Origin of the sequence: Streptomyces sp. NPDC005784, assembly GCF_042871525.1 — a bacterium.
GTDB lineage: Bacteria > Actinomycetota > Actinomycetes > Streptomycetales > Streptomycetaceae > Streptomyces.
On record NZ_JBIAIQ010000008.1, the window covers coordinates 157136 to 179004 of the forward strand.

Genomic DNA, 21869 nt, shown 5'->3' on the forward strand with positions numbered 1-21869 from the left:
CCAGTACGCTCCGTCCGCTGGCGTCCGCGGACGGCCCGGCGACCGGCCCGGCCGGCCGTTCCGCGTGCCGTGGCGGATACCTGTCCGAACCTCTCGTGCCGACTGTCTCCGTGCGTCGCCTCTCATGCGTGTCCATCGCCTCGTCACACTCCCCCGATCACTTCCCCGTGTGCGGTCCGGCGGCCGGCCATTCGTACGACACGCGCACCAAGCCGCCCCGGGCCGGTCGTGCCCGGAGTGGTCCGTCCGACGGTCCCGGCCCACGGCCATGTCCGGAGCCGGGACCGGGCACGTGGACATGGGCCCGACTCTCCCGTCCCGCGCGGCACTTCACTCCTGATCGCGCCTCTTCCGCACCTCGGCGGTCGCGGGCATATGCGATTCCGCCGCGCCACCAGCGTGGCCTCCGAGCGTGGGTCGCAATGTTGTCGATAGCTTGTCGCCCAGCACTTGCGGATGCGCGACGGTGAAAGGCGATCTGCACGGGGGTGCGGACATCGTGGTGGAATTACGGCTGCTGGGCCCGGTGGAATTCGCGGAGCACGGACTCGCGAGGGAAGTGGGTCCGCCGCAACGACGTGCCGTGCTGGCGGCACTGGCCGTCGACACCGCGCTGCCCGTGGCGACCGACGTACTGATCACCAGGGTGTGGGGCACGGAACCCCCGGACGGCGCACGGCGGGCCCTGCACGCGCACATCGCCCGGATCCGCCGGCTCTGCGAGCAACTCGGCCAGGTCGACGACGTACGGTTCCGACTGGTTCGGCGCTCCGGCGGTTACGTCCTGGAAGCGGGCCCGGAACAGGTGGACATCCTGCTCTTCCGGCACCTCGTCGGCCGGGCCCGGGAGGTGAGGCGGTCCGACGACGTGCGGGCATCCCTGCTGCGGGAGGCCCTCGGGCTGTGGCGCGGTGAACCTCTCGCCGGGCTGAGCGGCCAGTGGGCGGCGCGGGTGCGCGAGGCATGGCGACGGCAGCATGTGGACGTCGCCGTCGGATGGGCCCGGCTGACGCTGCGGGCCGGGGACCCGGTCACCGTGATCGGCCCGCTGGGCGATCTGCTCGGCGCGTATCCGCTGGTGGAACCACTCAGCGAGGGCCTCATGCGCGCGCTGCACGCCGCGGGACGCGGCGCGGAGGCGCTCGACTGCTACGCCGCTCTGCGCCGACGGCTGGCCGAGGAGCTCGGTTCCGACCCCTCGCCCGGCCTCCAGGAAGTCCACCAGGCCATCCTGCGCGGCAGTGTGTCCCCGCCCCCGGCCTGGCCGACAGCCACCGGCGCGGCGGACGACGCCACCATCGCGCTGTCCTTCACCCCGACGCCCCCCGAACCGCCGACACCTCCATCTTCGCCGCCCACCGCGACAGCCCAGTTGGGCGAGTTACCGACCCAACTGCCAATGGGGGTACGAGGCTTCACCGGCCGACAGGACGAACTCGCGCACCTCGACGGACTCCTCGCGGCGACAGCGGGGCAACCGCGGGGCGTGGTGATCTGCGCCGTGTCCGGCACCGCGGGCGCGGGGAAGACGGCACTGGCCGTTCACTGGGCGCGCACCGCACAAGGCGCGTTCCCCGACGGGCAGTTGTACGTGAACCTGCGCGGATTCGCCCCGGGCGGGCCGGTCATGGACCCGGCGGAGGCGCTGCGGGGCTTCCTCGACGCGTTCGGTGTGCCGCCGAGCCGCATTCCGGTCGGCCTCGACGCTCAGGCGGGCCTCTACCGCAGCCTGCTCACCGGACGGCGTGTCCTCGTCGTGCTCGACAACGCCCGCGACGCCGAGCAGATCCGCCCGCTGCTGCCCGGCTCACCCGGCTGCATGGCACTGGTGACCAGCCGCAACCTGCTCACCGGACTGGCCGCCGCCGAGGGCGCCCACCTCCTCGCCCTCGGGCTGCTCACTCCCGACGAGGCACGGGACCTGCTGACCGGCCGGCTGGGCGCCGACCGCACCGAGGCCGAGCCGTCAGCCGTGCGGGAGATCGTCGACCGGTGCGCGGGACTGCCCCTCGCGCTCGCCGTCGTGGCCGCGCGCGCCGCCGCCGATCCCGGGCTGCCGCTCGCCCGGCTCGCCCAGGAACTGCGCCTGGCCGACAGCCGGCTCGACGCCCTCGACGGCGGGGAGCCCGCCAGCCAGATACGGGCCGTGTTCTCCTGGTCCTATCAGGCGCTGCGCCCCGAGGCCGCCCGGGTGTTCCGGCTCATCGGGCTGCATCCCGGACCCGACACGGCTCTCCCGGCGGCCGCCGCGCTGGCCGGGGCGCGACCGGCCGAGATACGTCCGCTGCTCACGGAACTGGTGCGCGGGCACCTGCTGACGGAGACCGCCGCACGCCGGTACTCCTTCCACGACCTGCTGCGCGCCTACGCCGCCGAACTGGTCGCCACGCACGACAGTGAGGCCGTCCGGCACGACGCCACGCTCCGGATGCTGGACCACTATGCGCACACGGCGCACCGAGCGGACGTACTGCTGACCCCGCAGCCCCGTCCGGTGCCGCTCCCGTCCCATCAACCAGGCTCCGGACCAATGGAGTTGATGGATCATCAACAAGCCCAGGAATGGTTCGGCGGTGAGCGTCCCGTACTCCTCGCCGCCGTGCACCGGGCCGCGGCCGAGGGCTTCGACGCGCACACCTGGAGACTCGCCTCGGCCCTCACCACCTTCCTCGACCGGCATGGCCACTGGCGGGCGCTGGCCGAGGTGCAGACCGCCGCCCTGGACGCCGCCCGGCGGCAGGGCGACACGGCGGCCCAGGCGGACGCGCACCGCGGACTCGGCCTGGCGCACGACCGGTTGACCCGGCGCGACGAGGCGCGCACCCACTACTTGCTCGCTCTCCAGCTGTTCGGCGCTCTCGGCCACCACGCCGGACAGGCCCGCACCCATCAGCACCTCGCCCGGATGAGCGCCGCGCAACAGCTCCACCAGCAGGCCCTCTCGCACGCCCATCACAGCCTCACGCACTACCGGGCGGCCGACGACCGGGCCGGGCAGTCCGCCGCCCTCAACCACATCGGCTGGCTGCACGCCCAACTCGGCTACCAGGAGAAGGCACTTGTCCACTGCCGGCAGGCACTTCTCCTGGCCGAGGAGACGGGTGATCTGAACGGGCAGGCGCACACGTGGGACAGCCTCGGCTACATCCACCACCGTCTCGCCCAGTACGCCCAGGCCGTCGACTGCTACCAGCAGGCCGTCGCCCTGTTCCACCGGACCGGCGAGTTCCACAGCGAGGCCGCGAGTCTCGTCTGCCTCGGCGACATCCATCACGCCTGTTCCGCCCCCCGGGCCGCCCACGGCGCGTGGGCGCGGGCTCTGACCATCGCCGACCGGCTCGGCCTCGCCGACACGGACCCGCTGCGGACCGGCCTGCTCCCGCGGCTCCGTCTCCCCCACATTCGCGCCACGGGCGGTCGAGCCCGTCCCGGCGGCGCCTGGTCGCCCCACAGACCGGGCTCGGCCCTGGCCTGAGGGCATGTGCCGCACAAAACGATCGAGGGGCCGACATCGTAATGTCGGCCCCTCGATCTTCGAGTAGCGGGGACAGGATTTGAACCTGCGACCTCTGGGTTATGAGCCCAGCGAGCTACCGAGCTGCTCCACCCCGCGTCGTTGAACTCAACTCTACGTCATCTTTTCCGGCCCAAAGACCATGATCGCCCTCGCACGGCGACGGAGGGCGTCTCCGGCCTTCGGAGACCGTCCGGCCAGGGACCCCGACAGGCCCGATCCGCCCCGCGCTGGACAGCGCCGGACCAGACCCACCCGGTGCGGCCGGGCCCACGGCAGCTCGCGTTCGCTCCGACCAGCCGGTTTACCGTCGTGCGGGACGGGCCGGAGCGCTCCGAGGGATGTCACACGTCGGTGGGCAGACCGCTGGCCTCGGCGATTCCGCGCAATTCCTCGTCCTGACGGTGGCGCTCCCCGATGAAGTCGGCGATCTCCTTGCACCGCTCCGGATCATCGGCGGTACCCGAATCCGTGACGACCCGGACGACACCGATCTCCTCGGTCTCCAGCTCGACGATCCGATTGTCCAGGCGTCCCGTGACGGCTACGGCGACCACGAGGGACGCCTCGTCACGGACCTCCTGCGGAACGCTGTCGGGTTCCGCGCCGTCCAGACACAGTTCGATCGCGCCCGCCCTCTGTTCGCTGATCGCCTGGAGCACGGGCTCGACCATGCGCAGCAAGAGCGCGTAGTCCGCCGGATCCATACGCAGGCGGAGCATTTCGAGGTACAGGTCGAGGGGCCGGTCATCCGGTGCCTGCTCTGATGCGTCCATGGAGCTTCGCCTTCCCCAATGTGGACGACATGATCGCGTCTCCCACCAGCATGCTGTGAATCGGCGCACACCGCCGGTCGAGATAGCCGTCCGGGACGCGGCCGAGGGGGCCCGTGCCCTGTCCGCACAGGCCACGAGCCCCCTCAGAACTCATCCGTCGGGACTCGTCCGTCCCGGCCGGTCCGTGTCACGCATAGGCGCGCCGGATACGGACGAGCACCACGATGCCCGCGATCACGAAGATCCCGCCGATCGCGGCCGGCCACAGGTTCGCCCCGGTTTCGGCGAGCCCGCCGCTGCCGACCGCCTGCGGCTGCTCGGCCCCCGAGACGGCCGACGGATACGATCCGTACACGGGTTCCGTCTGCGCGGGCGTACCCACCTCGGCGCCCTGATCGTTGCCCGGGGTCGTCACATCGGACTTGGGCTCCACCGTGACGGGCGACGCGTTGTCCCCCGCCGGCTCGGTGCCCGGCGCTCCGGCCGTGGGCTCCGCGGTCTGTCCGCCGCCGTTGTCACCGGGGGCCGCTCCCCCCGCACTCTCGGACGGGTCTTCCGCGGTGGGCGCCGGCTGCTCCGAGGGGTTCTCGGAGGGGTTCGGATCCGCCTCGGAGGGGTTCGGGGCCACCTCGGACGGGTTCGGATCCGCCTCCGACGGGTTCGGGGCCGCCTCCGAGGGGTCCGGTTCGGCGCTCTGTGACGGCTGCGGCTTACCGGTGCCCGACGGGTCCTGCGGCTGCTCGGCCCCCGCACCCGCGCCGCACTTGCGGCCGCTGTTGATGCAGTCGACCACGTGGTTCATCAGGCCTTCGTCGAAGACGTTGATGAAGTCGCCGTGGTCCGTGACCGGCTTGTGCAGCTGCTCGGGGAAGGAGTCCACCGCGAACAACGGTGACGTACTGCCACCGTCCTGCAGACTCGGCGCGTTGATGGCGTAGACGATGCGCTGCACCAGCTGCGGGATGGCCTTGAAACCGCCGGGGCAGTTGCCCTCGGCGTCCGCGAAGGCAACGTGGGTGCGGTGGTTGGCGCTGTCGATGTTCGCGCCGTCCCAGCAGCTCTGGAACTTGAAGGTGCGGACCACGTCGCTGCCCTGCGGGCAGACCGGGTACTTGTCCTTCAACTGCCGGTCCTCGAAACCGGTGCAGCTCCAGGACGCGTTGGCGTTCTTGGTGCCGTTGACGAACGCCTTGGCGTCGCCGGTGATGATGCGCAGCAGACGCGGCATGGCCGTGACCTTGCTGCGCGGGTTGCCGACGAAGGTCAGCGTGACCTGCTTGGGCGTGACGATCTGACCGGCGTTGCCCTCGGTCCCGCCTCCGGCGGCGTCGGCGTCACGTTCGCGGGTTCCGTTCTGGAGCCGCACGACCGGCCAGTAGTACGAGGACTTGTCGCCCTTGTCCTGGCAGGACGTGTCGGCCTTGGCCAGGTCGTCGTCACTGGCGAAGGCGTTGTTCGACTGGTTGCCGACGTAGTCGTGGAAGTGGTGGGCGCCGTTGGTGACGCCGGGAGCCACGATCACGTTGTCGGAGTTGAACAGCCCATTGGCGTTCACCCCGCAACTGGAGGCGAACTCGCCCTGGGAGGCGTCGCCCTGGGGCTGCGGGGTCTGCACGTTGGGCTGGACGGAGTTGATGTCCGCGAAGTCGGCGACCACGGGGCCGTTGCCGACCGGAGCGGCGCCGCCCTGTTGGCCGCCCTGGTTCTGGGGCGGGCTGCTCTGATCCTGCGGTGCGCCGCTCTGGTCCGACGGCGCGCTGCTCGGAGCGGCGCTCTCCCCGCTGCCGGGCTGAATGCCGGAAGGACGCAGTATGCAGGCCGCGAGGCCGTCGAGTCCGCTCGGCGGATCCCCCGCGGCGTCGATGGCGGCCACGATGCGGCCGATCGACTCGGCCCGCTTCTCCTTGAGCGGATTCATGATGGCGTCGGCGCCGCTGTCGCCGCTCTGCTGCATCTGATCGGCTTTTGCCTGGAGTTGCTGGTAGGCCTCGGCGATCTGCTGGTCCATGACCGCGAGTTCCTTGTCGACATCCCCCTTCGCGGCGTCCGGGACCGTCTTCAACTGGTTCCCGACGTCAGGGCAGTCGATGGTGGCGGAGCCGGCGGACAGGACGTGCAGGCCCTGCGGGCCGCCGCCCGCCCCGGTCTCGGTCGCCGATGCGTAGACGTTGACTGCTACCAGTCCGCCTCCGCCCAATATCAGTGCGAAAGCTGCAGAAGTCGCGCGTCGTGCGCCCGTGGGGCGTCTGCGCGTGTTGCGTCCCAAGGTGGTGCTCCTACGCGTCGTGGTCGGCTCGGCATGGAAATCCCCCAGCCCTATACGCGCGGGGGTTTCGTTGTGTTCAACCGTCTCTCGCATTCACAGCAACCCCGTACGGAGCAACGGCCCGAGGACGCTTCGGGGAGCGCCTGGAGAACGGCCCGTCCCCGGGCGGACCAGGCACGGCGAGGGCGGCCCGCGGCACCTCCGCGGTTGCACCGGACGCGGAGCGGTGGCCTGATGAGAACACTGCACCACACGTACGCCCTGGGCCCGGGCCCCGGCCAGGGCCGGGCGGGTGGTGCAGGGCCAGGTGCTCCGCCGCTTCCACCGTGGGCACGACCAGGGCGGTGTGAGGCGGGTGAACAGGTGGTGGGAGCAGAGATCGACTACAGCGGTGTCTTCCACGCCCTGCCCGGCATGGTCGCCCTGCTCACCCCACAGCTGGTCTTCGTGGACGCGAACGAGGACTATCTCAGCAACTCGGGCCGCTCTCGCGAGCAGTTGGTCGGCCGGTACCTGTTCGACGTGTTCCCCGACCGGCCGGACGATCCGGCCGCCGACGGGATGCGGAACCTCGAGGCCTCCCTGCGCCGGGTGGTGGAGACCGGGGAGCGCGACGCCATGGCTCTTCAGCGGTACGACGTGGAGTCCCTGGACCGGCCGGGTGTCTGGCAGGAGAGGTACTGGAGCCCGGTCAACGCTCCCGTGTTCGGCGAGGACGGCACCGTGGTGCTGGTGGTCCACCGGGTGGAGGAGGTCACCGAACTCATCCGTGCCCGCGGCAGGCCGGCGCACGGCACCCGGACCCCCGTGCTGCAGGCCGAGTTGTACACGCGGGCCCGGGAGCTGCAGGAGGTCAACGACCGCCTGCGGCAGGCCCACGCCCACGAACGGGAGGTCGCCGTCGCACTCCAGGACGCGCTGCTGCCCTCAACGCACCAGGTGGGGCCCCACCATGCCGCCGTACGCTATCGCCCGGCCACGAGCGCGCTGAACGTGTGCGGCGACTGGTACGACCTGGTCGCGCTGACCGGCGACCGTATGGCGGTCGCGGTGGGCGACGTCGTGGGCCACGGGCTGTCCGCCGCCTGTGTCATGGGCCAGTTGCGCAGCGCCCTCAGTGCCGCGTCCCGTGCCTCCAGCGGACCTGCCCGAGCGCTTGAAGTGCTCGGGCTGTACTCGCGTTCCGTCGACGGCGCCGAATCCACCACGGCGGTGACGGCCTGGATCGACTGGGGGGCCCACACCATCACGTACAGCAGTGCCGGGCACCTCCCGCCGGTCCTCCTGCGCGGCGACGGGAGCGTGGGGTTCCTGGACCGGGCGACCGACCCGCCGCTCGGAGCCCGGCCGGAACACGTGGCCCGCCCCGAGGCCACCACTGACTTCGCGGCGGGCGACACCCTGGTCCTGTACACGGACGGTCTGATCGAACGCCGTGTCGAAGACATCGACGTCGGCCTCGGACGCCTCGTCGCCGCCCTGACCCGGCACCGGGAGGCCGAGCCCGAGGCGCTCGCCGACGCCCTCCTGTCGGACCTGCTCCCGCCCGGCGGCATCACCGACGACACGGCACTGGTGATCCTCCCGCTGTGAGCTGGACCGGCGAGGGACGGCGGTGGCTACTGGCGGCCTGCGGCTGTCGGTGGCCGCCGAACGGTGTCACGCGGTCGAGGCCGCATGGCTGAGGCGGTGGGAGCGGACCACCGCGAGCACGCATCCGGCGAGCAGCGCGGCGGCCAGGGCGGCCAGATCGCGCAGCGGCACGGTCGTCGCGGGTCCGGCGGCCAGGGCGCGTGGCGGTACCCGCCCCTCGGGGTCGTAGACGACGGCGAGCACGTCACCCGGCCGAGTGGTCCGCCCGCAGCCCCGCCAGACGCGGACCTTGAGCGGTGCACCGTCCCGGGCGACCACCGAGCACAGGTAGCGGGTACGGCCCGCGCCCGCCCGCCCGCCGCCCTCGACGGAGGTGACCACCATCGGCGCCACTCGCTCCCCGTCCGCCGGCACCACGCCCGCCGCGGCCTGCGGAGCCTGGAGGGCGAGACACACGCCGAGCACGGCGACGATGCCGACCAGTGCCCGCCCCGCCCGCACAAGCACAAGGTGGAGGACGAGGCCTCCGGCGCACACGAGCCCCGCCTCACCACTGGCCAGGACGGGTACCCCGGTCCGATCGCCGACGACCCCGACGCCGACGATCGACCCGGCCCCGAGGACCCCGGCGAGGACCCCCTCCCCCACCAGCCGGCGGGGCGGCCATCCGACGAACTCGGCGGGCCCCCACACCGTGCTCCGCAGGTGCGCTGTCAGGTCCGGCTCCGGGGCGAGCGGAGGGCGACGCCACCAGCGCATATCGGTCCCACCCCAGCGTCGTTCCCCGTCGGTCAGCGCCTCGTATCCTGCCCTTCGCGCGCGGCCCGCGGCCCTGCCTCCGTCCGGAACGAATGACGTGGACAACGTTTCCGGGAGTCGGCAGCGAAGCGTCGTTGGCCCAACGTCATGCTCAGTGCCGGGGTTGCGGCGCCAGGGACTTCGTCAGCAGCAGGCGTCCGCTCGCGCCGGCCGGCAGAGCCCGGCCACCATGGACACGAGGCACAGGGCCGGGTCCGAGGACCAGTTGACGTCGAGGACGAGATACGAGGCAGTGGTCAACCGAGCGTCAGCCATGGGGTGACCGTATCGCCACGCGATCACCGGGCGGCAGGCGCTGCCGGGCCCGGTCACCCCACCGCAGGCTCCGCCCGACGCGAAGAAGATCCGGGTGCGCGGCACAATGCGGGGTACACGGGCGATCACACAGCCGACCGCACTTCAGGCCCGCGGGGCACCCGCACTAGGAGTTCCTGTGACCACCTTCGTCATCACCGTTCCCGGGACGTTCGTCCACGGCCTCTCGGACGTCTCCCGTGCCGACGTGGAACGCAGGCTCCGCCCTCAGGACCCGCAGAACACGGACCTGGGCGAGAGCGAGGAACTGAGTCTGCTGACCGTCGACGAGAACCACACGTTCTCCGTCCGGCTCGAAGTCGAGGCGGCGAACCGGAAGAGCGCCGAAGCCGAGGCCGTACGGCTGGTCTCCGGCGCGCTCCGCGACAGCGGCCTCTCCGAGGACGACGCCCCGCTGGGACCCGCCGCTGTCACGGGGATCGACCGGGAGTTCTGAAGGCGCGCCGCCACGGCGTCCTGGCGGGCGCCCGCACTCCCCCGGACGACCGCACCCTCGGGACGACCGCACCCTCGGGACGACCGCACCCCTAGGACGGCCGGGCCGTCTCAGACCGGTCGTACGACGCTGTGGATGGCTGCCTGCCCGGCATAGTTGATGGATTCCTCGGCGATCCGCGCTCCGGGACTCGGCGCATGGATCATCATGCCGTCACCGACGTAGAGACCGACGTGGCTCACATTGGCGTGGAAGAAGACCAGGTCACCCGGCTGGATGCCGGCGAGGGCGACCGCCGGGCCGACCCCCGCCTGGTCGCGCGTCGCTCGGGGGAGCATGACCCCGGCGCTCTTCCAGGCCGCCTGGGTGAGGCCGGACGGGTCGTACGAGCCCGGTCCGGACGCTCCCCACACGCACGGCCTGCCGACCTGGGCACGGGCGAAGGCGACGGCCTCCGCGGCCCTGCTGTCGTATCCGACGACCGGCGGGGCGGCGGCAGCGACGAGGCTGTCGATGCTGAACCCCGGATTCGTGTCGACGGGCCCGGGAGCGGCGGGCCACACCTGTTCTTTGCCGGTCCGCAACGACTGCCGCCAACCGTCGTCGACCGGCGGGGACGCCGGCTTGTACGCAGGGGGCATGGGGGCCGACTCGTAGGCGGGTGGCATGGGCGCCGGCTCGTACGCGGGCGGCACAGGGGCCGACTCGTAGGCGGGAGGCATGGGCGCCGGCTCGTACGCGGGAGGCATGGGCGCCGGCTGGTAAGAGGTGGGTTGGGGGGCCGACTCGTACGAAAGCGGCAGGAGCACCGACTTGTACTCGGGCGGCGCGGGCGCCGGCTCGTACGAGGTGGGCAGCGGCGCCGATTCGTACGAAAGCGGCAGAAGCACCGACTTGTACTCAGGGGGCGAAGGCGCCGGCTCGTAAGAAGCGGGCAGGGGCGCCGACTGGAACGTGGGGGACACCGGGGCCGACTCGAAGGCAGTGGGCATGGGCGCCGTCTGAAACGCGGGGGTCTGGGGCGCCGATGCGTACGAGGCGACCTGGGGAGCCGGCTGGAACGCAGGGGGCTGGGGCATCGACGCGTACGCGGCGACCTGGGGAGCCGGCTGGAACGCGGGGGGCTGCGGCGTCGGCTGGAACGAGGGGAGCCGGGGTTCCTCCACCGGCCGGTACTCGATCGCCGGGGCCTGCATGGCCGGCACGCTCTGCCGTGCCGCGTGCCGCGACAGCAGTTCCTGTGCGGCGGCCAGTTTGCGCCGAGCACTGTGCTTCTTGAGGTGCAGCGCGGACTTCTGCGAGGCCTGGGCCGGAGCGGACGCCGCAGGGAGGGCCGCGCGGACGGCAGCCTCGGGTGCGGGTGCTGCCGGGGCGCGCCCGGCCGTCATCTCGGCCACCGGACCCGCGGTCAGTTCCAGGACGGGGCGCGCGGTCAGTTCCGGAGTCGGACCCGCGGTCAGTTCTCGTACCGGTGCCGCCGCCAACTCGGCCACCGGCCGACCGGCTTGCTCCAGTTGATACACCGTCGGGAGCTCCGCGGGGAGCTCCTTCGGACGTCTCGCACCCTCCGTCGGGCGGGCGTCTTCCCTGCCGCGGTCCGGCTGTCTGTCGGCCGGCAGTACGGCCGGGGCCGAGGGCCCGAAACGGGAGCGTGCCCCGTCGAACCACTGCCGCATCAGGGCTTCCTGGGCGGGATCGACTTCCGCGCGACCTTGGCCGGCGGCACGTCGGTCGGGCTTGCGGGAGGAGTTCGCCAGGGCGCGGGTCGCGTTGAAGTTACCGGTGGCGTTCTCCGCCTGGTCGTAGAGGGACGAGAGCCGTCGACGGACTTCTTCGCCGCTGGGCGGGGTGCGTTCCGGCGCCATGGAGTGGTGCTCCTTCCGTCGTCCGCCTACCGGGTTAGCTGTCGGGTTCGGGCGGACGATTCCGGAAGGTATGCCCTACGACCCCTGCCCCGTAAGGCAGTTGGGTCGATTCACCCCAAGTTCGGTGGGTCCCCGGCTCCAGCCGCCACAAGGGCAGACCGGACTCGGCGGAGGCCGCACCGCCCGGCGAGCTTCGCCGGAGGGAGTCGGGCGGCCTGGTCGTCAACTTAGCCATGTTGTGCACCCGATGTGAAGATCCACGTCCCAGATGTCCGATACATTTTCGTGACCTTAATCGCATCACCTCGTAGCGCGACGGTGAGGACACGCGCCGTGCTCGAAACGGCGGCTGAGCACGTCCGTTGCGGCGATCGGAACCCCCTCGTGTCCCGACCCCCACCCGAACTCCCGTCCCGCCGACCCGGTCCACTCTGTCCGGATTCCCGTCCGACCGGGCCACCCCAGCGTGTCCCGCCAGGCCGCTCGCATGCCCCGGCGTCTCGGACCTGTCGGAAGTGCGCACAGAACTGGCGTTCCCTGACACCTCGTTCGACATCGACGGCGCCCATTGGTCACACCTTGACCGGTTCTGGCCGAGCTGGGCGGATGACCACTGCGGCCACCTCCCGGCCGTACCTTCGAGGCACGTCAGACCACGAGAGCGAGTCGAGGATCCCCACGTGCACGATGCGCCGATCTATGCCCAACTGATCTCCGAACGCGGCGACATACCGACGCTCGTCCGGAGCGAAGCCCGTCGGCTGCAACGCGACTTCGAGTGGATCCTCAGCTGGGATCCGTCGACGGGCGCCCCGCTTCCCGCGTCCGCGGCACGACTGGCGTCCGGCACCCGCCGCCCCTTCTCCTCCGGCCCGGACCCCGACGACCGGTTGGACGCACCAGGCCAGTGACGACGGGCTGGACTCGACCGGCGTCCGACGACTGGCTGGGCTCGACCGGCGATCGACGACCGGCGAGACTCGACCGGCCGTCAGAGAACGCCGGGTTCGCCGCCCTGCCGTTCGGCGGAGAGCAGGTCGGGCCCACCGTCGATCCGGGCCACGAGGTCGGCGACCGTCGCACCCGTGGCCCGATGCCAGATCCGCGCGCGTCGGAGCATCGCATGGTCACCGCCCTCGACCCGCACGGCGCTCGCGGAGGAGCCGGCCTCCGCCGCCCGGCGGACGAGGGCGAACGACTCCGCGGGGTCGGTGACCCGGTCACGGTCGCCGTGCAGCACGATCACGCGCTTGTCCCGGAGGTGGGCGACCGGCTCGCCCTCCGGGCACCAGGGCGCGAGAGCCACCACGGCCCGGACCTGCGGGGCGGCCGCGGCACGCAGGGCGGCGCGCCCGCCCATCGAGTGGCCCACGAGCACGACCGGCACCTCCCCCACCAGTTCGGCGAGTTCGGCGAGTGCCCGCAGAACATCGGCGACGGGGTCGGCGTCCGCACCGTTCCACCCTCGGTAGCGGTAGCGCACCTGCCCGACGAACGTGTCCTCGTCCGGCAGAGCCCGCGTCACCGCACCCACGAAGGGCCGCATCCGCACGCCTGCGACATTCCACGGTCGCGAAATGGCCCTGCTGTCCGCGGTGCCCCCGTGAAGGATCAGTACGGCAGCGCGCGGCGGACCCGAATCCGGACGCGTCGTGCGACGCGGCACCAGCGCCGCGAGTGCGCCGGTCGTTCCGGGCCGGGACACATCATCGGCGGACATCCGCGCAGAGCCTCGCATGGCACCTCTCCACCTTCACGGCGCTTCTCCACGCCTCGCACTCGACCGAGAGGAGGGATCGTCTCACCGACCACTGGATATCCGTAGCCGAAGGGGCAGCGGATTGGTAGCACCTCTCCCGTCCCCTCGGCGGCATGGCGGTGGCGTGGCGGTGCCGGCCGGAGAAACGGAACGGAGCGGGGCGGGCGTCACGACCGGCCCTCAAGAATGTCGTGCGCTCTGCGCGCCGCGTCACGGTTCCACTGGAGCTGTGCCTCCAGATCGGTCCGGTTCTTGGTGATGAGCCGGTTCTGGACGCGTACGTCGACGGCGTGCACGGCGCTGACGTAACCGGTCCGCTGCTTGCAGCGGACGTCGGCGGTCGCGGTCTTCTTCTCGAGGGCGGAAGCCTCGTTGAGATCGTGCCCCTCCCCGTTCAGCCGTTGCTCCGGTTCCTCGCGGTCGCGGCCCGTCCGCGCGTCCTCGGGAGTGGCGTAGTGAAAGCCCGCCTCCCGCATGCACACCGACCACGCCTTGTCCGCATGCTTCCAGGCGGGGTCCCGCATGCCTTGCTGAAAGCTCTTGCTCTCCAGCTCCAGGACCGGATCCCTGCGGTACCGGCGGTTCGTCCCGTAGATCGCGCGGTCGGCCTCGCCGAGACAGCCGCGATCCGGGATCGGGTGACCGTGGACGGCCTTGGCATCATTGCCGACGAACTCGCCCGTGAGCGCGAGGTACTCGGGGAGAGTCCATTTCCTCTTCGGATACCGGCGCTCGTATGCGACCCGCAGCGCCTGATAGCCGTACCGCGCGGCCTGCTCCGGGTCCTGTACGCCGTAGCGGAAGTCACCCGACAACTCGACGAGGGCCGTAGCCGTGAAAACACCATCGGTCGCGGGGCGTTCGGGCCAGTCGGGTACGGGGTCGACGCTGAGGTTCTTCAGGCCGTCGAACCCGAGGCGCGCCATGCACTCCTCGGCGAGCGTCCACCGGGCCGTGCCGACCGTACGGACGTCACCGTCGGGCATGTCGTACGCGGCGAGCGGCAGGAACCTCGGATCGTCGGACGAGGTGGGCCGCGCGTCGGACGCAGGCGGGTCGGTCCACTGTCCGCAGGCGGAGAGGGCGAGGCCCGAGGCGAGGACCAGTAAGAGGGGGGCGGCTATGCGCATGGGTCCAGCTGATCAGGACCCGGCCTGCCCGGCTGTGGCGGACGTCATAGTTCCGGGTCACAGCCGGATCACACGTCCACCGCCGCCCGCCGGGGCATGTGTGCAGGCCCTACTCCGAGTCCTCGGGCCACGCGGGGTGGCCGTTGCGCCACGCTTGGTAGAGACGCCACAAGCGCGCGGCCCGCGGGCAACGCCCCGACTCCCGTTGGCACGTGCGGCAACTGCCGACGTGACTGACGTACGCGGCCTCGGGGCCGTCCCACCCCGGTTGCGGATTCGTCATGGCCCTCGGCACCCGTCGGCGCGACGTGCACGAGCGCATCGTCGCTTCTGATGCCGTACTTCCGGCCCGGGGGCAGCGACGGATGCACCTGCCGGGCCCCGATTGCCGATTTCCCTGTGCCGCCATCAGTTGAGGAGGTCGACCTCGTACTCCTCCGACGCGGGGAAGGGCCCGTCGAACAGGGGCCTGCGAACGGTCAGATGGGCCACCTCGAAGTCCATCTCGGACGCCTCGGGGGGCGGTGGCGGGTGGTAGCGCCCCGCGCACACGGACAGGTTGACGATGAGATGGGCGTGCCAGGCTCTGCCCACTCCGCGCCGGTCGTCGAAGGCTCGGATTCCGTTCACCCACCACACGACGCGGTGGGCGCCGAACTCGACCACGAGGTCGACCCAGGCACCCGGCTGAATGGCCCGGTCCCGGTAGTAGTGGTGGGCGACGTGTACGTGGTTGGAGAGTTCCAGCAGGTCGGGGTTGTCGGGGTGGTATTCGAAGACGTCGATCTCCTGACCGCCGTCCCGCCACGTCCAGATGGCCGGCCAGGCACCGGTCACCGTGGGCAGCCGGAACCGCGTCTCCAGCACATCTCCCGTGCGGACCATGAACCCGTCCGCGCTGCCCTCAGTGGTGAGGAGCCCCGCGTCCCATTCACCGTCGGGTCGTCGAGTGGCCCGGAAGAGACCCGTCCGGCAGTAGGCGGGGTCGGTCACCAGATGGTCGAGTTTTCCATCGCCCGGATTGACCGGACCGCCGTCGGGATAGGCCCAGGAGTGGCCCGCGACCCATTGACGAGTCGAGGCGAAATCCGCCGTGAAGACGACATCGGACACGCGGCACTCCTCGATGACGGCGTTTCGCGTACGACCCAGGTTCTCCCCGAGGCACCCGCACCCACACTCCGTTCACCACGACCCGCCACAAAACAACCCTTCGGGGTGAACCAGCCGCACTCCGGCGCATCCCGCCCTGGTGTACCGCTTCTCCATGCGCCCGGACGGCCGTCCATGCACTGGACGTGTCGGGCCGACGAGCAGGCGCTTCTGTTCCTCCCACCCGTCACGAGCCGAGCAATGCTGCGTTCAGCAAGAACTCGACGACCGGGCTGCCGTCGGGTGACGTCGTGGTCGGGCCTCGCATCTCGGGTGTCCGACCAGGTTCCGCCCTACTACAGATACGGGCGCGTGATCAACTCGATCGCGTGGCCGGCGGGGTCCTTGAAGTACACGCCTCGTCCGCCGTGCTCGTTGTTGATCTCGCCCGAGCGTCGCATCTGGGGATCGGCCCAGTGCTCGATGCCGCGGTCACAGAGCCGCCGGTACGCCCGATCGAACAGGTCGTCGTCGATCAGGAACGCGTAGTGCTGCATCTGGATCTCCACCGGCGGCTCGGCGAACTGCAGCAGCACACCGTCGGACAGCTGGATGTTGGTGAACGGACCCCAGGAAGGCGCAGCGGGCACCTCCAGCAACTCACGGAAGAAGCGTGCCGACTCGTGGCGGTCCTTGGAAGCGATGATGGTGTGGTTGAACGTGACTGTCATGCGGCTGACCTCAATGTTGTTCGACACGAAAAAAGGGGCTCACGGTGCACAAGCACTGGGAGGTCCGCGTGCCGAATTGAGGGGGTGCCTTCTCCGCACCCGCTGGGTGATCAGCCCTCCACCGGATGGCCAATCCGTGTGTGGCGCAGCGCCGGTCCGGTGTTCACGTCGGTGACCCTACTCAATCCGGCTGACCACGACAACGTGCGCTCATCGGCCCGGCCCCGGCGAGGCGGCTGCGTGGCCGACCATCGATCAACATGGCCATGTGTCGGTCCCCGTCACACACCTCCCCACCCGGCACGCCACCTTGGCTTCGTAGACCCGACGCGGAGCAAGTGCCGGGTTGGACAGACCACCGGAACCTGAGTATCAGCGTCAATGTCAGTGCCCGCCTCTAAAGTCGCCCGCGTGACTGAGCCCTCCTACCTTGCCGCGGTCCGGGAGTCGTACGACACCGTCGCCGCCGACTACGCGCAACTCGTCATGTCACCGGCGGAGTTGGATCCGCTGTCACGCTCGATGCTGGCCGTGTTCGCGGAAGTGGTGCGGTCGGCCGACCGCGGGCCGGTCGCGGACCTGGGGTGCGGGCCCGGCAAGGTCACGGCGCATCTGGCAGATCTGGGTGTGCGCGCGTTCGGCGTCGACCTGTCCCCGAAGATGATCGAGGTCGCCCAGCAGGCGTACCCGAGCCTGAAGTTCACCGTGGGCTCGATGACCGCGCTGGCGATCGGGGACGACGAGCTCGGCGGCATCCTGGCCTACTACTCCACCCACCACACGCCGCCGGAGTTGTTGCCCGTCGTGTTCGCCGAATTCCATCGCACGCTCGCACCCGGCGGCCGGCTGATGATGGCCGGTTATGTGGGAGACGACGTACATGTGCGTCCGACGCATGCGTATGGCGGCCATCCGGTGTCCTTCGAGTCCCACCTGCAAGCACCGGATCGCATCGTCTCGCTGTTGGACCGGGCCGGACTCGTCGTCACCTCTCAACTGCTGCAGGAACCCGGCGAAGGATCGAAGAGGACGGTCGCCACCTTTCTGGCACGGAAACCCGAACCGCCCATGACGTCGTAGCCAACCGCCGCCCCGACGCACCGAGTTCGCCCGCCAGGTCGGATGATCCGGTTCGCCACGAGCGGTGAAAGAGGCGGTGGAGGGACCGCGTGAACGGCAGACTGGCCGCCATGACCACACCGGATCCCAAGGCTGACCTTCACCGCTACTTGCAGTCGGCTCGTGATGCCCTGCTGTGGAAGCTCGAAGGCCTCTCGGAGTACGACATCCGCCGCCCGCTCACACCGACCGGCACCAATCTCCTCGGCCTGGTCAAACACGTGGCCACCATTGAGCTGGGCTACCTCGGCGACACCTTCGGACGACCGTCCGGTGAGCCGCTGCCCTGGTTCGATGACGGTGCTGAGCCGAACGCGGACATGTGGGCCACCGCCGACGAGTCACGCGAGTACATCGTGGAGCTCTACCGCCGGGCGTGGGCACACGCGGACGCGACGATCGACGCGCTGGCGCTGGAAACGACCGGCAGGGTGCCGTGGTGGCCCAAGGAGCGGGACGAGGTGACGTTGCATCATGCGGTAGTGCGCGTGGTCGCCGATGCGCAGCGGCACGCCGGGCACGCTGACATCATCAGGGAACTCATCGACGGCGCTGTCGGGATGGACGAGAGCAACGACAGCATGGCGCTGGGCGACTCGGCATGGTGGGAGAGCTACAGGAGCCGGCTGGAGCGCGCGGCACGGGAAGCCGAAAAGCACGCGTAGCGCCGTATCGAATCTGCTTGGACGACGTCCGGCATCCAGCCAAAAGGCGCGGAGCCAAGCCCTGGAGATCTTCGGTCTCGGGGCCGGCAAGTACGGGGAACCGCCCGTCACCGGCCAGTACTTGAGGTCTCTCAGCCGCTGGAATCGCCCGGATCCCCACCTGTGACCCGAAGGACTCGCACCATGACCAGCACCACCCCTGCCCTTCCGGCCGAGGCCGACCTGGGGCAGTTGCGCACCCTGGCCAAGGACCTGCGTCTGGCCGTCCGGCACGGCAAGCCCGGAGCCGCCGAACGCGCGGCCAGGACCGGCCCGGTGGACCCCGCCCGGTTCTCCATACGCGACGCGCAGCAAGTCATCGCCGGCGAACACGGCTTCGCCCGCTGGCAGGACGTGGTCAGCGCGTTCGGCAACCGCCAACCACGCGAACGCGATCTGCACCGCTGGTTCGCCGTCGAGCTCAACAACGCGCTCGGGGACCTGCTCTTCGACCTCACCCCCAGCACCCCGCGCGCCGAGCAGGACCGTGCCCTCTACCAGGCGTACGCGGCGTGCTACCACTGGCTGGAGGCAGGCACCCCGGCCAACCACGGCCGCGCCGAATACACCATCGCCCAGACCGCCCTGGCCATCGGCCGCCCCCGGATCGCCGCCCACCACGCCCCGCGCTACGCGGAACTGATCGCCGAACACCCCAGTGACTTCACGGACTGGGACAGCGCCTTCTCCGTCGAGATCCTGGCCCGGACGGCCGCGGCCACCGGCGCACCGGACGCCGGGGAACTCAGAGCCCGCGCCCAGCACCTCGCCGACCGGATCGCCGACGCCGACGCGCGGGAGGTCGTGCGGGACCGCTTGGACCGCGGACCCTGGTTCGCCCTGGAAGGGGAATAGCTCCTCAGGCCCGCGACGCGGTGGCGTCCGGCCAAGTCCCCCGCTCCGCAAGGTCGAGGACCAGGGCGGCGATGTTCCACGCGTCGTCCTCACCTCGGTGATGTCTGCCCTCCAGGGGCAGTTCCGCGAGACGCAGTGCCTGTGCCATACCGGGCCGCTTGCGCAGTCCGTGAGCCGCGGTGAAGACCGCCTTGGCGTTGGTGTGCCGGTGGCCGAAGGGGTACGGAGTCGCCGTGGCGGCGCACTGACGGGCGAACTGGTGACGGTCGTAGTCGCCCCAACTCGCCCACGGCCGCTCCCCCGTACGGTGACGCGCGGCCAACTCGCGGCAGGCTACGGCGAATTCGAGCCCCGCCTCGACCTCGCCCCGGGTCAGCCCGGTCAGTTCCGTGCAGAAGGCGCTGACGGTCGACCGGGCGGGCCGGACCAGAAGACGGTGCTTCTCCACCCGTACGCCTTTGTCCAGGTCGACGACCGTCAGACCGATCTCGATGATCTCGCTCACGGCTCCGGGCGGAGGCGGGCCCTCCCAGCAGGTCGCCTCGACATCGACGACGTTCAGCAGTCCCCCGGGCCTGTTCATGCGGGTGAGCGTAGGAGACGGCGTGCTGCCGCGTCATCGGGTTTTCCGCTACGCCGCTTCGGTCCGGGGGCAGTTGGAGCTCTGCGTCACGGACGTGGCCACGGGCGGCCGCCGATGCGCTCGATGTCGGTGTTGAAGCGCCGCAGATAGGAGGCGAAGGCGGCGATGTCCGCCTCCGGCCAGTCGGCCATGACACGGTCCAGGGAACTGACGAGCCCCTGCCTCTCCTCGTCGAGGAGCCGCGCCCCCTCGTCCGTGATGCGGAACTTGCGGGCCATGCCGCCGCCGGGGTCGGGGATCCGCTCGACGAGCCCGGCGCGCTTCGCCGCGGCGGTCTGCCGGTTGAGGGTGGAGGCGTCGAGCCCGAAGGCGTCGCTCAGTTCACCGATCGACATCGGCCCCTGGACCCGGATCCGGCTGAGCAAAATGTAGGCGCTGCGCTCCAGAACACCGTCCTTGGTCCGGCCGCCCCTGTGGTTCATCAGTCCATGGCGGCTGAGCAGCATCTGCTCGTACTCGACCTCGTGTGTGGGCCTGACCATCCGCCTGCCGCCTCCCGCCGTCACCTGAGCCGAGCGTCCCGCACATGTCGCGGTGCGACCCGGCCCTCCATGGTCCCACACCCGCATGCACGAGCCACAACGCATGCATGAGCCACATCACATGCGCGATACATACGGCATGTATGATGCACATCCCTTGTCCCGCAGACAGACCGAGGAGTCCCTCATGGACGCCCCCCAGCCCAACGCCCGAGCAAGCGGCGTGGTCGCCACGCTCGCCTTCGCCGGCACCGTGGCGGCGATCATGCAGACGCTGGTCACTCCGCTCATCGCCGAGCTGCCCCAGATCCTGCACACCACGCCCGCGAACTCCGCCTGGGTGATCACCGTCACCCTGCTGGTCGCGTCCGTCTGCGTCCCGGTCTCCGGCCGTCTGGGCGACCTGCTGGGCAAGCGGCGGATGCTGCTCGCCTGCTCCGTCCCGCTCGTGGTGGGCTCCGTCGTGTGCGCGCTCTCCTCGTCCGTCGTCCCGATGATCGTCGGGCGGGGTCTGCAGGGAATGGGCATGGGCATGATCCCGCTGGGGATCGCCCTGCTGCGCGACGTGGTGCCGGCCGAGAAGCTGAGTTCCTCCATCGCGCTGGTCAGCGCCTCCATGGGCATCGGCGGCGGCCTCGGCCTGCCCATCTCCGCGGCGGTCGCCCAGTACACGAGCTGGCGCGTGCTGTTCTGGGGCTCCGCCGTGCTCGCCGTCGCGATCGGAACGCTGATCTGGTTCCTCATCCCGGACGTGCCGGCCAGCGCCAAGGGTCAGCGCTTCGACGGGCTCGGCGCTCTCGGGCTGGGCGTCGGCCTGGTCTGCCTGCTCCTCGGCGTCTCCAAGGGCGCCGACTGGGGCTGGGGCTCCGCGACGACGCTCGGCCTGTTCGTCTCCGCCGTGGTGGTGCTGATCGCCTGGGGTGCCTGGGAGCTGCGCACCAAGGACCCGCTGGTCGACCTGCGCACCACGGCCCGCCCCCGGGTCCTGCTCACCAACGTCGCCTCGATCTTCGTCGGCTTCGGCATGTACGCCAGCATGCTGATCATCCCGCAGCTGCTCCAGTTCCCCGACGCCACCGGATACGGCCTGGGCCAGTCGATGCTCGCGGCAGGCCTGTGGATGGCGCCCGGCGGCATCATGATGATGATCGTCTCCCCGTTCGGTGGGAAGCTGACGGACGCCCGCGGCCCGAAGTTCACGCTGATCTGCGGTGTCCTCGTCATCGCCCTCGGCTACGGACTGGCGCTGGCCCTCATGGGTACGCCCTGGGGTCTGATGCTGACCGGCATGGTCATCAACAGCGGCGTGGGCCTCGCCTACGGTGCGATGCCCGCCCTGATCATGAGCTCGGTCCCGCTCTCCGAGACCGCCGCCGCCAACGGCTTCAACAGCCTGATGCGTTCGCTGGGCACCTCGGTCGGCGCGGCGGTCGTCGGCGTCGTCCTCGCCCAGATGACGACGAGCGCGGCCGGCTACACCTTCACCTCCGAGGGCGGCTTCCGCACCGGCCTCATCGTCGGTGGCTGCGTCGCCCTGGTGGCCGCCGCCATCGCCGCCGTGATCCCGGCGGCCCGCGCCGCCGTCGGCGGCGACAAGGCCGGCCCCGCGACCGCGCCGGAGACGGCCGCGGCCACGCGCTGAGGTCCGAGTCGCGCGAGCGCACCGGTTCCGGCGGCAGTGGGCCGCCGGAACCGGGGCGCGCGCGCCCGGGGCGCCCCCGGGGCCCGCCCCCCGGTGCGGGGCCGCCCCGGGGCGGGGGAGGGAAAGGC

General features: G+C 70.9%; 18 protein-coding genes, 1 tRNA gene, 1 pseudogene and 1 riboswitch. Of the genes and pseudogenes, 8 read left to right on the plus strand and 12 right to left on the minus strand.

Annotated features, from left to right (window positions below):
* Positions 1-466 precede the first annotated feature (466 nt).
* Complete coding sequence (locus ACFYR3_RS16335; protein ID WP_389283483.1) at positions 467-3475, plus strand: BTAD domain-containing putative transcriptional regulator; 3009 nt, start codon at positions 467-469, stop codon at positions 3473-3475.
* A gap of 64 nt (positions 3476-3539) precedes the next feature.
* On the opposite strand, the gene ACFYR3_RS16340 is transcribed toward ACFYR3_RS16335, so the two are convergent.
* From ACFYR3_RS16340 to ACFYR3_RS16350, 3 genes are all read right to left on the minus strand, one after another.
* Positions 3540-3613, minus strand: a tRNA-Met gene (locus ACFYR3_RS16340).
* A 245-nt stretch (positions 3614-3858) separates the two neighbouring features.
* Positions 3859-4290, minus strand: coding sequence for a hypothetical protein (locus ACFYR3_RS16345; protein ID WP_355841990.1), 432 nt, complete (start codon positions 4288-4290; stop codon positions 3859-3861).
* A 187-nt stretch (positions 4291-4477) separates the two neighbouring features.
* On the minus strand, positions 4478-6556 hold the full coding sequence (locus ACFYR3_RS16350; RefSeq protein ID WP_389283485.1) for a DUF1996 domain-containing protein: 2079 nt from the start codon (positions 6554-6556) through the stop codon (positions 4478-4480).
* 414 nt (positions 6557-6970) lie between these two features.
* Between ACFYR3_RS16350 and ACFYR3_RS16355 the strand changes: the two genes are divergently transcribed.
* On the plus strand, positions 6971-8149 hold the full coding sequence (locus ACFYR3_RS16355) for a PP2C family protein-serine/threonine phosphatase (protein ID WP_389283597.1): 1179 nt from the start codon (positions 6971-6973) through the stop codon (positions 8147-8149).
* A 66-nt stretch (positions 8150-8215) separates the two neighbouring features.
* Here ACFYR3_RS16355 and ACFYR3_RS16360 read toward each other — a convergent pair whose 3' ends face one another.
* Together ACFYR3_RS16360 and ACFYR3_RS16365 are read right to left on the minus strand one after the other, a co-directional pair.
* Positions 8216-8908, minus strand: a complete 693-nt coding sequence (locus tag ACFYR3_RS16360) for a hypothetical protein (protein WP_355841998.1) — start codon at positions 8906-8908, stop codon at positions 8216-8218.
* A 183-nt stretch (positions 8909-9091) separates the two neighbouring features.
* Complete coding sequence (locus ACFYR3_RS16365; RefSeq protein ID WP_355842001.1) at positions 9092-9223, minus strand: hypothetical protein; 132 nt, start codon at positions 9221-9223, stop codon at positions 9092-9094.
* Between the two features lie 178 nt (positions 9224-9401).
* Between ACFYR3_RS16365 and ACFYR3_RS16370 the strand changes: the two genes are divergently transcribed.
* Positions 9402-9719 carry a hypothetical protein gene (locus tag ACFYR3_RS16370; RefSeq protein WP_355842004.1) on the plus strand — a complete coding sequence of 106 codons (318 nt, stop codon included), beginning with the start codon at positions 9402-9404 and terminating at the stop codon, positions 9717-9719.
* A 110-nt stretch (positions 9720-9829) separates the two neighbouring features.
* Here ACFYR3_RS16370 and ACFYR3_RS16375 read toward each other — a convergent pair.
* Positions 9830-10186, minus strand: a pseudogene (locus ACFYR3_RS16375) (C40 family peptidase); the annotation flags it as partial.
* Between the two features lie 1405 nt (positions 10187-11591).
* Positions 11592-11764, minus strand: a riboswitch (cyclic di-AMP (ydaO/yuaA leader).
* Positions 11765-12264: 500 nt separating this feature from the next.
* Here ACFYR3_RS16375 and ACFYR3_RS16380 point away from each other — a divergent pair.
* Complete coding sequence (locus ACFYR3_RS16380; RefSeq protein ID WP_355842007.1) at positions 12265-12495, plus strand: hypothetical protein; 231 nt, start codon at positions 12265-12267, stop codon at positions 12493-12495.
* An 80-nt stretch (positions 12496-12575) separates the two neighbouring features.
* Here the strand turns inward: ACFYR3_RS16380 and ACFYR3_RS16385 are convergent, their stop codons facing one another.
* The 4 genes from ACFYR3_RS16385 to ACFYR3_RS16400 all read right to left on the minus strand — a co-directional run bounded on the left by ACFYR3_RS16385 (position 12576) and on the right by ACFYR3_RS16400 (position 16296).
* Positions 12576-13250 carry an alpha/beta hydrolase gene (locus tag ACFYR3_RS16385; RefSeq protein WP_389283599.1) on the minus strand — a complete coding sequence of 225 codons (675 nt, stop codon included), beginning with the start codon at positions 13248-13250 and terminating at the stop codon, positions 12576-12578.
* Positions 13251-13510: 260 nt separating this feature from the next.
* On the minus strand, positions 13511-14473 hold the full coding sequence (locus tag ACFYR3_RS16390; protein ID WP_389283488.1) for a hypothetical protein: 963 nt from the start codon (positions 14471-14473) through the stop codon (positions 13511-13513).
* Between the two features lie 408 nt (positions 14474-14881).
* Complete coding sequence (locus ACFYR3_RS16395; RefSeq protein WP_389283490.1) at positions 14882-15586, minus strand: beta-glucanase; 705 nt, start codon at positions 15584-15586, stop codon at positions 14882-14884.
* A 335-nt stretch (positions 15587-15921) separates the two neighbouring features.
* On the minus strand, positions 15922-16296 hold the full coding sequence (locus tag ACFYR3_RS16400) for a VOC family protein (RefSeq protein WP_355842015.1): 375 nt from the start codon (positions 16294-16296) through the stop codon (positions 15922-15924).
* A 411-nt stretch (positions 16297-16707) separates the two neighbouring features.
* On the opposite strand from ACFYR3_RS16400, the gene ACFYR3_RS16405 reads away from it, so the two are divergent.
* From ACFYR3_RS16405 to ACFYR3_RS16415, 3 genes are all read left to right on the plus strand, one after another.
* Positions 16708-17376, plus strand: a complete 669-nt coding sequence (locus ACFYR3_RS16405) for a class I SAM-dependent methyltransferase (RefSeq protein WP_389283492.1) — start codon at positions 16708-16710, stop codon at positions 17374-17376.
* Positions 17377-17486: 110 nt separating this feature from the next.
* A complete protein-coding gene (locus ACFYR3_RS16410; protein WP_389283601.1) occupies positions 17487-18080 on the plus strand; it encodes a DinB family protein in 594 nt (197 codons plus the stop codon).
* 183 nt (positions 18081-18263) lie between these two features.
* On the plus strand, positions 18264-18974 hold the full coding sequence (locus tag ACFYR3_RS16415; RefSeq protein WP_389283494.1) for a hypothetical protein: 711 nt from the start codon (positions 18264-18266) through the stop codon (positions 18972-18974).
* 4 nt (positions 18975-18978) lie between these two features.
* Here ACFYR3_RS16415 and ACFYR3_RS16420 read toward each other — a convergent pair whose 3' ends face one another.
* Together ACFYR3_RS16420 and ACFYR3_RS16425 are read right to left on the minus strand one after the other, a co-directional pair.
* The gene (locus ACFYR3_RS16420) at positions 18979-19557 is read right to left on the minus strand and encodes an exonuclease domain-containing protein (RefSeq protein ID WP_389283496.1); all 579 of its coding nucleotides are present in this window, start codon (positions 19555-19557) and stop codon (positions 18979-18981) included.
* 86 nt (positions 19558-19643) lie between these two features.
* Entirely contained in the window at positions 19644-20099 is a 456-nt protein-coding gene (locus ACFYR3_RS16425; protein ID WP_389283498.1) for a MarR family winged helix-turn-helix transcriptional regulator, read from the minus strand.
* A 187-nt stretch (positions 20100-20286) separates the two neighbouring features.
* On the opposite strand from ACFYR3_RS16425, the gene ACFYR3_RS16430 reads away from it, so the two are divergent.
* A complete protein-coding gene (locus ACFYR3_RS16430) occupies positions 20287-21741 on the plus strand; it encodes an MFS transporter (protein ID WP_355842029.1) in 1455 nt (484 codons plus the stop codon).
* The last annotated feature ends 128 nt before the right edge of the window (positions 21742-21869 follow it).

Bases quoted from the DNA above. Each gene is read 5' to 3' on its own strand.
- ACFYR3_RS16345 (WP_355841990.1), bottom strand. From the start codon at position 4,290: ATGGACGCATCAGAGCAGGCACCGGATGACCGGCCCCTCGACCTGTAC.
- ACFYR3_RS16355 (WP_389283597.1), top strand. From the start codon at position 6,971: ATGGTCGCCCTGCTCACCCCACAGCTGGTCTTCGTGGACGCGAACGAG.
- ACFYR3_RS16360 (WP_355841998.1), bottom strand. From the start codon at position 8,908: ATGCGCTGGTGGCGTCGCCCTCCGCTCGCCCCGGAGCCGGACCTGACA.
- ACFYR3_RS16365 (WP_355842001.1), bottom strand. From the start codon at position 9,223: ATGGCTGACGCTCGGTTGACCACTGCCTCGTATCTCGTCCTCGACGTC.
- ACFYR3_RS16390 (WP_389283488.1), bottom strand. From the start codon at position 14,473: ATGCGCATAGCCGCCCCCCTCTTACTGGTCCTCGCCTCGGGCCTCGCC.
- ACFYR3_RS16400 (WP_355842015.1), bottom strand. From the start codon at position 16,296: ATGACAGTCACGTTCAACCACACCATCATCGCTTCCAAGGACCGCCAC.
- ACFYR3_RS16410 (WP_389283601.1), top strand. From the start codon at position 17,487: ATGACCACACCGGATCCCAAGGCTGACCTTCACCGCTACTTGCAGTCG.
- ACFYR3_RS16415 (WP_389283494.1), top strand. From the start codon at position 18,264: ATGACCAGCACCACCCCTGCCCTTCCGGCCGAGGCCGACCTGGGGCAG.
- ACFYR3_RS16420 (WP_389283496.1), bottom strand. From the start codon at position 19,557: ATGAACAGGCCCGGGGGACTGCTGAACGTCGTCGATGTCGAGGCGACC.
- ACFYR3_RS16425 (WP_389283498.1), bottom strand. From the start codon at position 20,099: ATGGTCAGGCCCACACACGAGGTCGAGTACGAGCAGATGCTGCTCAGC.
- ACFYR3_RS16430 (WP_355842029.1), top strand. From the start codon at position 20,287: ATGGACGCCCCCCAGCCCAACGCCCGAGCAAGCGGCGTGGTCGCCACG.